The sequence below is a fragment of the Streptomyces sp. NTH33 genome, from assembly GCF_003236365.1.
Taxonomy (GTDB): domain Bacteria; phylum Actinomycetota; class Actinomycetes; order Streptomycetales; family Streptomycetaceae; genus Streptomyces.
The window spans coordinates 1-11109 of the sequence record NZ_POTZ01000232.1; the positions used below are offsets into that span (position 1 = coordinate 1).

Genomic DNA, 11109 nt, shown 5'->3' on the forward strand with positions numbered 1-11109 from the left:
GGCCGGAGGACGTGCGGGCGGCGTTCGGGCAGGGGGCGGCCCTCACGGCGGGCGGCCAGCTGGGCGAGCGAGAAGCGGCCGTCCTCCAGGGCCTCGGTGACCGCCCGCACGTCCTCCGGCCTGCGGGCGTCGGCCATGTACTGCTTGGCTTGCTCGTAGGCGTCCAGCGTCCGCTCGTAGTCCGCGCGCATGGCGTCGTCCGCGCCGGCCTCCGCCGGGTGGAAGTCGAGGCGGTCGAGTTCCTCGCCGAAGGCGGTGATGTCCTCGTCCACGACGACCCTCAGCTTCTCCAGCGCGGCCCGCTGCTCCGCCACCCGGCGGCTCCGGCCACGCCGGACCAGGGCGTACGCACCCACACCGCCCGCCACCAGGACCGCGCCCGTGGTGATCAGAGCGGTGGTGGACCCCGTGCCGCCGGCCCCGGTGCCGCCCCAGCTCGCGGGAGCCGAGCCGCCCATGTTGGCCAGGGCCCGGTCGGTGAAGTCCGTGAGCTGCGTCTTCGCGTCCTCGCCCTGGACGCTGGTGACGAGGTTCCGCACGGCGGTGCGCGACAGCACCGAGGCGTCGGCGCGGGCGTCGAAGCGGTCGCCCAGGCGCACGGCGTACGCGCCGGTGATGCCGGTTGCGGTGCGCAGGTCGGTGAACAGGTTCCGCGTCGGATAGCCGGCGGGCAGGACCGCGACGAACAGGGGTTTGTCCGCGTCCTTGATCCGACGGCTGAGCGCGGCCGCTTCGGCCGGCGACAGCTGGGCGGACGCGGCCGGGTCGACGTACACGGGGCCCCTGCGGAGTGCTTCGGCGACCGCCGAGATGCCGGTGGTCGCCGCCGCGCGGGGGACGCCCGTCGACAGAACGGCCACGACGGCGACCGCGAGCGCCACCAGCAGTCGCACAGAAGCTCGGGTCAGGGCGACGGCCTTCATCCTTCGAAGCTACCCGAACTGTTCGAAAAGGGTCATGCGCAGCCGACGCAGGACCGGGCCGGTGGCTCCTGGTGGCCGTATCGTCGGGTGCATGACCACATCGCGGGACCTGTTGATCCTCAGCCTGGACGTGCCGTCCAGCCGCCCCGTCGAGCAGGGCGACCTGTCGCTCGCCCTGGCGGGCGCCGAGCTGGTCGACCTCCTCGCCGCCGGGGCCGTCACCCTGGACGGCGACCGCATCGTGCCCGTCCCCCGGCGGGACGCGGGGGACCGCCTCCTGGACCAGGCCGGGGCGGCGCTCAGGGAGCGGCCGCCGTACGAGTCCGTCGAGGACTGGCTGTGGCGCCGGGGCGAGGGCCTGGCCGTGGCCTACATCGACGCGCTGGAGGCGGACGGGCACCTCACCGGGCGGCGGCACCGCTGGATGCCCGCCCGCGGCGGCCGGACGACGCCCGTCGACTCGCCGGAGCGGCGCGCGGCGGCCGAACGCTGGGCCGCCCACGACTCCGTCATCGCCGGACTGGCAGCCGCCGTGGGCATCGGGACCGAACCCGGTGAGGAACTCGCCGCCCCGGACGACGACGCCCTGGTGACCGTGCTGGCCGCCGTCAACGACGCGGTGACGGAACTGGAGGCCGTACGGCAGCGGCGGCGCATCGAGAACGTCGCCTTCGACAACATCTGGCGCGCCCCCTGACGGCCGGCGGGCCGGCCGGCGGCGGCGTCCGTCCGGCTACCGCGCCGGTTCCACGCCGGCGCGCAGCAGGCCGTAGGTGTACGCGTCCTCCAGGGCCTGCCAGGAGGCGGCGATCACGTTCTCGGCCACGCCCACCGTGGACCACTCGCCCTGGCCGTCCGAGGTGGAGATGAGCACGCGGGTGGTGGAGGAGGTGCCGTGCTTGCCCTCCAGGATGCGGACCTTGTAGTCGACCAGGCCGAGGGAGGCCAGCTGGGGGTAGATCCTCTCCAGGGCCACGCGCAGGGCGCGGTCGAGGGCGTTGACCGGGCCGTTGCCCTCGGCGGTGGCGACGATGCGCTCGCTCTTGGCCCACAGCTTGACGGTGGCCTCGTTCGCGTGGGTGCCGTCGGGGCGGTCCTCGACGATGGCCCGCCAGGACTCGACGTCGAAGTACTTCAGCGGCCTGCCCTCGGCCTCGGCACGCAGCAGCAGTTCGAAGCTCGCGTCGGCCGCCTCGTAGGTGTAGCCCTTGAGCTCGCGCTCCTTGACCCGCTCGACCACCCGGCCGACCAGCTCGCGGTCGCCGCCGAGGTCGATGCCGAGTTCCTTGCCCTTGAGCTCGATGGACGCGCGGCCCGCCATGTCGGAGACCAGCATGCGCATGGTGTTGCCGACCTGCTCGGGGTCGATGTGCTGGTACAGGTCCGGGTCGACCTTGATCGCGGAGGCGTGCAGGCCGGCCTTGTGGGCGAAGGCGGAAACACCCACATAGGGCTGGTGGGTGGAGGGCGTGAGGTTGACGACCTCGGCGATGGCGTGCGAGATGCGGGTCATCTCGCGCAGCCGGCCCTCGGGCAGCACCCGCTTGCCGTACTTCAGCTCCAGGGCCGCCACGACCGGGAAGAGGTTGGCGTTGCCGACGCGCTCGCCGTAGCCGTTGGCGGTGCACTGCACGTGGGTGGCGCCCGCGTCGACGGCGGCGAGGGTGTTGGCGACCGCGCAGCCGGTGTCGTCCTGGGCGTGGATGCCGAGGCGGGCGCCGGTGTCCGCGAGGACGGTGGAGACGACCGCGTTGACCTGGGCGGGCAGCATGCCGCCGTTGGTGTCGCAGAGGATCACCACGTCCGCGCCGGCCTCGGCGGCGGCCCGTACGACGGCCTTGGCGTACTCGGGGTTGGCCCGGTAGCCGTCGAAGAAGTGCTCGCAGTCGACGAAGACGCGGCGGCCCTGGGAGCGCAGGTGGGAGACGGTGTCGCGGACCATCTCCAGGTTCTCCTCCAGGGTGGTGCGCAGGGCCAGCTCCACGTGCCGGTCGTGCGACTTGGCGACCAGGGTGATCACCTCGGCGCCGGAGTCCAGGAGCGCCTTGACCTGGTGGTCGTCCGCCGCCCTGCCGCCGGCCCGGCGGGTGGAGCCGAAGGCGACGAGCCGGGCGTGCTTGAAGTCGATCTCCTGCCGGGCGCGGGCGAAGAACTCGGTGTCCCGCGGGTTGGCGCCGGGCCAGCCGCCCTCGATGAAGCCCACGCCGAAGTCGTCCAGGTGCCGGGCGATGGCCAGCTTGTCGGCGACCGTGAGGTTGATGCCCTCGCGCTGGGCGCCGTCGCGCAGGGTCGTGTCGAAGACGTGGAACGAGTCGTCGGGCCGGCTGGTTGCGGTCATGGTCTCAAGGCTCCTGATTCAGCAATCTCGGTCTTACCGTCAATGACCGGCTCCACCGTCCCCCCAATGGTCCCTCGCGCTGCGATCCCGGCTGCGGGTGGGCCAGGAAAACGAAAAACCTCTCGCGGGTGCGAGAGGTCTGCGCGCGGGTCGAGGACGACGGTGTCCGCCCGTACCTGGTCGTACGTGGCGGTCACTGCGGACCGGCGCGCCTGCTGCCAATAATCGTGGCGAACGAGAGCACGGGGGAAGTGTGGCACAAGTCCGGCGTCCTGGGCACAGCGTCTCAGAATGCGGGCGTCACGTCGGACATCTCAGGTGATGTACGACACGTCCGGGGCACCGTGGGTGCCGTTCGTCACGTGTCCGCGTGCTCGGGCCGGCCCAGGGAGTCGTCGAGGAACTCCCTTACATGGCGCAGGACCTGTTCCCGGTCGGTGCCGCGCAGGCCGATCGCCACGTGGATGGAGAAGCCGTCGAGCAGGGCGCGCAGCCGGGCGGCGAAGCGATCGGCGTCGACCGGGCGGAACTCGCCGCGCGAGACGCCCTCGGCGACCAGGGCGGCCAGGTCCCGGTGCCAGGCGCCCTCGATGGCGGCCTGCCGGTCGCGGGCGTCCTCGCCGGCGGCCGGCGAGCGGTTCCACACCTCCAGCCACAGCGTCCAGTGCGGGTCGCGGTGGCCGTCGGGGACGTACAGGCCGACGTAGGCGTCGAGCCGCTCGCGGGCCGGGGCGCCGCGGGTCAGCAGCCGCCCGCGCTCGGCCCCGAGCCGGCTCTCGCTCCACTCCAGCGTCTGCAGGAGGAGTTCGTCCTTGGAGCGGAAGTAGTACAGCAGATGGCCGCTGCTCATCCCGACCGCACGCCCGAGCGCCGCCATGGTGAGCTTCTCCAGACCGCGCTCGGCGATCATCTCCATGGCGGCGGCGAGGACCTTCTCGCGCGGCGGCGCGTTCCTGCGCGTCCGTGCCGCACCGGTCATCCGCGCCTCCTCGTACGGGGTCAGACCTTCGGCTGCTGCTGGGTGATGCAGTGGATGCCACCGCCACCGGAGAAGATCGTACGGGCGTCCACCAGGGTCACCGTCCGGTCGGGGAAGAGGCGGCGGAAGACGCCGGCCGCGATCTCGTCGCGGGGGTCGTCGAAGGCGCAGAGGACGACGCCGCCGTTGCAGAGGTAGTGGTTGATGTAGGAGTAGTCGGCCCAGCGGCCGTCGGCCTCCAAGGCGGTGGGGGCGGGGACCTCGACCACCTCCAGGCGGCGCCCCCGGGCGTCCGTCGCCGACTTCAGGACGCCGATGACCTCCTTGGTGACCTCGTGGTCGGGGTGGGCCGGGTCCGGCTGGTGGTGGGCGACGACGACACCCGGGCGGGCGAAGGCGGCGACGATGTCGACGTGCCCGAGGGTGCCGTAGCCGTCCGGGGGATAGTCGGCGGTCAGGCCGCGCGGGAGCCAGATGGCCCTGCTGGTGCCGAGGTGGGCGTGGATCTCCGCCTCGGCCTGCTCCTTCGTCCAGTGCGGGTTGCGCTCGGGGCCGAGCTGCACGGTCTCGGTCAGCAGGACCGTGCCCTCGCCGTCGACGTGGATGCCGCCGCCCTCGTTGACGAGTTGCGAGGCGTACGTCCTCGCCCCCGCGAGGTCCGAGACATACGCGGCGATCTTCGCGTCGTGCTCCCAGCGGGCCCAGTCCTGGGCGCCCCAGCCGTTGAACGTCCAGTCGACGGCGGCGAGTCCGCCCCTGCCGTCGGTGAGGAAGGTGGGACCGATGTCGCGCATCCAGGCGTCGTCGAGGTCGCGTTCGACGGTGTCGACGTCCTCGCCCAGCAGGCTGCGGGCCTCGGCCGACTGGCCGGGGCCGCAGACCACGGTCACCGGTTCGAAGCGGCGGACGGCGCGGGCGACCGACGCCCAGGCGGCGCGGGAGGCGGCGAGGTCGTCGGGGGTGTCGAAGGTCGGGTTGGGGCCCGGCCACGCCATCCAGGTGCGCTCGTGCGGCGCCCACTCGGCGGGCATGCGGAAGCCGTCGGCGGCGGGGGTGGTCATGTCGGCGGTCCTCGCAGAGGTCACGGAGGTCAGAGGAAGTACAGGCGGTTGAGGGAGACCGAGTCGGCGGGCTCGGAGCGGATCGGGGCGCCGTCGAGGGTGACCAGGCCGGTGCGCTGGTCGACCTCGACGGATCCGGTACGGGAGTTCAGGCGCAGGTCGGCGGGGCCGATGCCGCGGGTGTCGCGCACGGCGACCCTGCGCCGCCGGGTGGGCATGCGGTCGTTGCCCTGGTCCACGGCGGCCCGGGCGACGAACGCCACCGAGATCTCGGCCGGGGTGGCGCCGTGCGCGCCGAACTGCGGCCCCAGGACCAGGGGTTCGCAGGTGTCGGTGGCGGCGTTGGGGTCGCCCACCACGCCGTACGCCGGGAAGCCCGCCTTGAGGACGAGCTGCGGCTTGGCGCCGAAGAACTCGGGGCGCCACAGCACGATGTCGGCCAGCCTGCCGGTCTCGATCGAGCCGACCTCGTGCGAAAGCCCGTGGGCGATGGCCGGGTTGATCGTCAGCTTGGCGATGTAGCGCAGCACGCGCGCGTTGTCGTCGTCCGGGCCGTCCCCGTCCACCGGGCCCAGCTCGGCCTTCATCTTCCCGGCCATCGCGAAGGTGCGGCGTACGGTCTCGCCGGCCCGGCCCATGCCCTGGGCGTCGGAGGAGGTGATGCCGATGGCGCCCAGGTCGTGCAGCACGTCCTCGGCGCCCATGGTTCCGGCGCGGATGCGGTCGCGGGCCATGGCGGCGTCGCCGGGCAGGTCGGTCTTCAGGTCGTGGACGGAGACGATCATGCCGTAGTGCTCGGCGACCGCGTCCCGGCCGAAGGGCAAGGTGGGGTTGGTGGAGGAGCCGATGACGTTCGCGACTCCGGCCATCTTCAGCACGTTGGGAACGTGTCCGCCGCCGCAGCCCTCGATGTGGAAGGCGTGGACCGTCCGGCCCTCCAGGACGCGCAGGGTGTCCTCGACCGACAGGCACTCGTTCAGCCCGTCGCTGTGCAGGGCCACTTGGACGTCGTGTTCCTCGGCGACCCGCAGAGCGGTGTCCAGCGCCCTTGTGTGGGCGCCCATGTCCTCGTGGACCTTGAAGCCGCACGCGCCGCCCTCGGCGAGGGCCTCGGTCAGGGGAGCTTGCGAGGACGACGAACCCCGGCCCAGGAAGCCGATGTTGACCGGCCAGGCGTCGAAGGCGTCGAACGCGTGCCGCAGCGCCCAGGGCGAGTTGACGCCCACGCCCCACACCGGCCCGAACTCCTGGCCGATGACGGTGGTCACACCGGAGGCGAGCGAGGCCTCCATGATGCGCGGCGACAGCAGGTGCACATGGGTGTCGACGGCACCGGCGGTGGCGATCAGCCCCTCGCCGGACACGATGGACGTGCCGGTGCCGACGACCACGTCGACGCCGTCGAGGGTGTCGGGGTTCCCGGCCCGCCCGATGGCGTGGATGCGGCCCTCGCGGATGCCGATGGACACCTTCCGGATGCCCTGCACGGCGTCGATCACGACGACGTTGCTGATCACCACGTCGCAGGTCTCGCGCACCGCGGCCGCCTTGAGGTGCAGCCCGTCGCGGGCGGTCTTGCCGAATCCGGCCAGGAACTCGTCGCCGTACCTCTGCGCGTCGGACTCGACCCGCACCACCAGCCCGGAGTCGCCGAGGCGGATGCGGTCGCCGGCGCGGGGGCCGTGGGTGGCGGCGTACGCGTACGGGTCGACGCTCATCGCTGTGCTCCCAGATATCCGCAGGCGGCGGCCCGGCGCAGGGCCTCCTCCCGGGCGCCCGGCGCGTCCAGGGGCCCGTCGACCAGCCCGGCGAAGCCGGTCGCGACGCGCTCGCCGCCGATCGGCACGAGGCCGACCTCGGCGCTCTCCCCCGGCCCGAACCGCACGGAGGACCCGGCGGGCACGGCGAGCCGCATGCCGTACGCCCGTGCGCGCGGGAAGTCGAGGCGCGGGTTGGCCTCGAAGAAGTGGAAGTGGGAGGTGACGGAGACGGGCACGGTCGTGGTGTTGGTGACCGTGATCCGCACGGTCGCCTCCGGCTCGGCGTGCCGGGGTCCGGGCAGCAGCGCGCCCGGACCCCGGTCGCCCAGGGAACCGCCCGCGAGGGGGTCGGAGACCACCGCGAGCCGCGAGCCGTCGTCGAACACGGCCTCGACGTGCACCTCGGTGACCACGTCCGCGACACCGGGCAGGACGTCCTCGGGGCCGAGCACCGCGCGGGCGCGCTCGATCGCCTCGGCGAGCCGGGCGCCGTCGCGGGCGGCCTCGCAGACCGTGTCGGCGATCAGGGCGGTGGCCTCCGGCACGTTGAGCCGCAGCCCGCGGGCCCTGCGGGCCCGGGCCAGCTCGGCGGCCGTGAACAGCAGCAGCCGGTCACGCTCGCTGGGCGTCAGTCGCACGCCGCGACACCTCCTTGCCTTCCTCTTTTAGAACAGCACTCTAAACATGAGGGACGCGCATGGGAAGGATTCGGCGTCTTGTGATCACGTCACATTGAACAGTGCTCCAACCCTTGGACGGCCGGCCGGAAACGCGTCGGGGCCGCCGCGGACGAGAGGTCCGCGGCGGCCCCAGACGTGGGACGGGAAGCCTCAGCCGAGCTTGTGCATCCAGCCGTGCTCGTCCTCGGTGACGCCGCGCTGGATGTCCAGCAGGGCCTGGCGCAGTCTCAGTGTGACCTCGCCGGGCTCGCCGCCCGACTGCTGCCACTCGGCGCCAGCGCGCTTGACGGTGCCGACCGGGGTGATCACGGCGGCCGTGCCGCAGGCGAAGACCTCGGTCAGCGTGCTGTTCTCGGAGTCGCGCTGCCACTGGTCGATGGAGACGCGGGCCTCCTCGGCCTCGTAACCGAGGTCGCGGGCGACCGTCAGCAGCGAGTCACGGGTGACGCCCTCCAGGATCGAGCCGCTGAGGGACGGGGTGACGATCCTGTCGCCGTAGACGAAGTACAGGTTCATGCCGCCGAGTTCCTCGACCCACTTGTGCTCCACGGCGTCGAGGTAGCAGACCTGGTCGCAGCCCTTGGCGGCGGCCTCGGCCTGGGCGAGCAGGGAGGCCGCGTAGTTGCCGCCCGTCTTGGCGTCGCCCGTGCCGCCCGGGACGGCGCGGACGCGGTCCTCGGAGGCCCAGATGGAGACCGGCTTCACACCGCCGGGGAAGTACGCGCCGGCCGGGGAGGCGATCACGAGGAACAGGTACTCGTTGGCGGGCTTGACGCCCAGCCCGACCTCGGTGGAGATCATGAACGGGCGCAGGTAGAGGGACTCCTCGCCGCCGTGCGCCGGCACCCACGCCTTGTCCTGCTGGACCAGGAGGTCACAGGCCTCGATGAACGTCTCCACGGGCAGCTCGGGCATGGCCAGCCGGCGGGCGGAGGCCTGGAAGCGCAGGGCGTTCCTCTCCGGGCGGAAGGTGGCGACCGAGCCGTCGGGCCGGCGGTAGGCCTTCAGGCCCTCGAAGATCTCCTGCGCGTAGTGCAGGACGTGCGTGGCGGGGTCGAGGGAGATCGGCGCGTACGGAACGAGCTGGCCGTCGTGCCAGCCCCGGCCTTCCGTCCACCTGATCGTCACCATGTGGTCGGTGAAGTGGCGGCCGAACCCGGGGTTGGCCAGGATCGCCTCGCGCTCCGCGTCGGAGAGCGGATGGGCCGAGGGCTTGAGCTCGATCGTGGGCGTCGTCATGAGTGAGTGTCCTTCACCGGGTTGTAGTGACGGGCCGCGCTCACGCCCGCACGGCCGGTGCTAGGACGTGCGAGCATTCCCTCGTGTCGCGGCTCCGCGTTCGATTATCGCGCGGCGCCGACAGCGTAAGGAAAACAGGGTGAAAGCGGCCCAGGGATCGATGGTGGCACCCGGCGGCGGACAGGGGGAAGCCGCCGGGCGCGGATGCGACCCGACGGCTTCGAAGATTTTCGAGTGGGTGGCCGGGTCAGCCCGCTACTCGTACGCGGAGCGCGTCGCCGATCTCGGAGGTGCTGCGCTCGGGCAGCGTGCCGCGCTCCGCGAGGTCGGCGGAGACGGCGTCCTCGATCCGGGTCGCCTCGGCCTCGTGGCCGAGGTGGCGCAGCAGCAGGGCGACGGACAGGACCGTGGCGGTGGGGTCGGCCTTGCCCTGGCCCGCGATGTCCGGGGCCGAGCCGTGGACGGGCTCGAACATGGACGGGAACGCGCCGGAGGGGTTGATGTTCCCGCTCGCGGCGACGCCGATGCCGCCGGAGACGGCCGCGGCGAGGTCGGTGATGATGTCGCCGAAGAGGTTGTCGGTGACGATGACGTCGAACCGCTCGGGCTGGGTGACCAGGTAGATCGTGGCGGCGTCGACGTGGATGTACTCGGTGGTGACCTCGGGGTACTCCTCGGCCACCTTGTTGAAGATGTTCGTCCACAGGTGGCCCGCGAAGGTCAGCACGTTGTTCTTGTGGACCAGCGTGAGCTTCTTGCGCGGGCGGGCCTGGGCGCGGGCGAAGGCGTCGCGGACCACGCGCTCGACACCGTAGGCCGTGTTGACGGAGACCTCGGTGGCGACCTCGTGCTCGGTGCCCTTGCGGATGGTGCCGCCGTTGCCCGTGTAGGGGCCCTCGGTGCCCTCGCGGACGACGACGAAGTCGATCTGCGGGTCGCCGGCGAGCGGGGTGGCGACACCGGGGAGGAGCTTCGACGGCCGCAGGTTGACGTGGTGGTCGAAGGCGAAGCGGAGCTTGAGCAGGAAGCCGCGCTCCAGGACGCCGGAGGGCACCGACGGGTCGCCGATCGCGCCGAGCAGGATGGCGTCGTGCTGCCTCAGCCGCTCCAGGTCGGCGTCGGTGAGGGTCTCACCGGTGGCGTGGTAGCGCCGGGCGCCGAAGTCGTACTCCTTGGTCTCCAGCTTCACATCCTGCGGGAGGACGGCGGACAGGACCTTCAGGCCCTCGGCCACGACCTCCTGGCCGATGCCGTCACCGGGGATCACTGCGAGATTGATGCTGCGAGACATGCCGGCACCCTACTCCTCGTCCCATGAGATGACACACCGCGTCCGCGATGTGGACGCCCGGGCGGAGGAGGGCGGCGGCGGACGGGGTACGGCTCAGTGTCCGGTCTCGCCGCCGTTGTCGCGGCGGTCGAGGGCGCGCTGGAGGGCGGCGGCGGCGTTCTTGCGGTCGGACTCGCTCGCACGGGAGGTGTGGCGGACACGGCGGCGGACGGCGGTTGCGGCCATGGGGCATCGACTCCTTCGGCACACGTGGAGTGCGGAGGGTGCAAGAGGGTTACGGGATGCCGGAAAGGGCGGGGAGCGGTGCCGCAGGGGTATCCTGCACGGGGCCCGGCTCACGACCGCCATTCGCTTGATCGAGCGAGACGTTCGGCTTCTACAAAGCTAAGTGAGGAGCGGGCGCCTGTCTCCACAATTACTCGGACTTCCTACTATCTGAGACGGTGGATTGAGTCACACGCCGCTGACCTGCGGTTTCTTCCGAACCGAACAGACTCGGACGGGTCAGAGGACGTCCCCGTCACGCCAGTCGAAGAGCAGCTCGGCGGCGGGTTCGACGGCGGGCCACACGTACGTGCAGCCCTCCTCCTCGGCCAGCCGCACCACACCGTCCGGTCCGAGCGCATGCAGCTGCCCGGCCCACACACGCCAGCCGCGCGCCGCGTACAGCGGCGCGCCCTCGTCGCTCGCGGCCAGCGCGCCGAAGTCGTAGGCGCGCGTGATGACGCCCTCCAGCGCGGCCATGATCCGGCCGCCGATCCCGGTCCGCCGTACGTCGCGCCGGACGGCGACGGCCTCGACGTAGCCGACCCGCGCCCACCGCCCCCGGTACCGCACC

Annotated in this window: 10 protein-coding genes and 1 pseudogene; 1 reads left to right on the forward strand and 10 read right to left on the reverse strand. The window is 72.3% G+C overall.

The window, feature by feature from the left end; translation table 11 throughout:
• Window positions 1-923, reverse strand: a 923-nt coding sequence (locus C1I97_RS21440) for a hypothetical protein (RefSeq protein ID WP_111004852.1), incomplete at its 3' end; no start/stop codon positions are given.
• Window positions 924-1014: 91 nt separating this feature from the next.
• Here C1I97_RS21440 and C1I97_RS21445 point away from each other — a divergent pair.
• Window positions 1015-1620, forward strand: a complete 606-nt coding sequence (locus C1I97_RS21445) for a GOLPH3/VPS74 family protein (RefSeq protein WP_111004844.1) — start codon at window positions 1015-1017, stop codon at window positions 1618-1620.
• A gap of 36 nt (window positions 1621-1656) precedes the next feature.
• On the opposite strand, the gene cimA is transcribed toward C1I97_RS21445, so the two are convergent.
• The 9 genes and pseudogenes from cimA to C1I97_RS21490 all read right to left on the reverse strand — a co-directional run.
• Entirely contained in the window at window positions 1657-3261 is a 1605-nt protein-coding gene (gene cimA / locus C1I97_RS21450) for a citramalate synthase (protein WP_111004845.1), read from the reverse strand.
• A 358-nt stretch (window positions 3262-3619) separates the two neighbouring features.
• Window positions 3620-4240 carry a TetR/AcrR family transcriptional regulator gene (locus C1I97_RS21455; protein ID WP_111004846.1) on the reverse strand — a complete coding sequence of 207 codons (621 nt, stop codon included), beginning with the start codon at window positions 4238-4240 and terminating at the stop codon, window positions 3620-3622.
• A gap of 20 nt (window positions 4241-4260) precedes the next feature.
• Window positions 4261-5301: an agmatine deiminase family protein gene (locus C1I97_RS21460; RefSeq protein ID WP_111004847.1), complete on the reverse strand. Its 1041-nt coding sequence runs from the start codon at window positions 5299-5301 to the stop codon at window positions 4261-4263.
• A 29-nt stretch (window positions 5302-5330) separates the two neighbouring features.
• A complete protein-coding gene (locus C1I97_RS21465) occupies window positions 5331-7019 on the reverse strand; it encodes an urease subunit alpha (protein ID WP_111004848.1) in 1689 nt (562 codons plus the stop codon).
• On the reverse strand, window positions 7016-7699 hold the full coding sequence (ureA, locus tag C1I97_RS21470; RefSeq protein ID WP_111004849.1) for an urease subunit gamma: 684 nt from the start codon (window positions 7697-7699) through the stop codon (window positions 7016-7018). Before ureA ends, C1I97_RS21465 begins: the two co-directional genes overlap by 4 nt.
• Window positions 7700-7891: 192 nt before the next feature.
• The gene (locus C1I97_RS21475) at window positions 7892-8980 is read right to left on the reverse strand and encodes a branched-chain amino acid aminotransferase (RefSeq protein WP_111004850.1); all 1089 of its coding nucleotides are present in this window, start codon (window positions 8978-8980) and stop codon (window positions 7892-7894) included.
• Window positions 8981-9227: 247 nt separating this feature from the next.
• Window positions 9228-10271 (reverse strand): 3-isopropylmalate dehydrogenase, encoded by a 1044-nt coding sequence (locus tag C1I97_RS21480; RefSeq protein WP_111004851.1) that lies wholly within the window; start codon window positions 10269-10271, stop codon window positions 9228-9230.
• Window positions 10272-10364: 93 nt separating this feature from the next.
• Window positions 10365-10496 (reverse strand): hypothetical protein, encoded by a 132-nt coding sequence (locus tag C1I97_RS41615; RefSeq protein WP_107428693.1) that lies wholly within the window; start codon window positions 10494-10496, stop codon window positions 10365-10367.
• Window positions 10497-10775: 279 nt separating this feature from the next.
• A pseudogene (locus C1I97_RS21490) lies at window positions 10776-11109 on the reverse strand (GNAT family N-acetyltransferase); the annotation flags it as partial.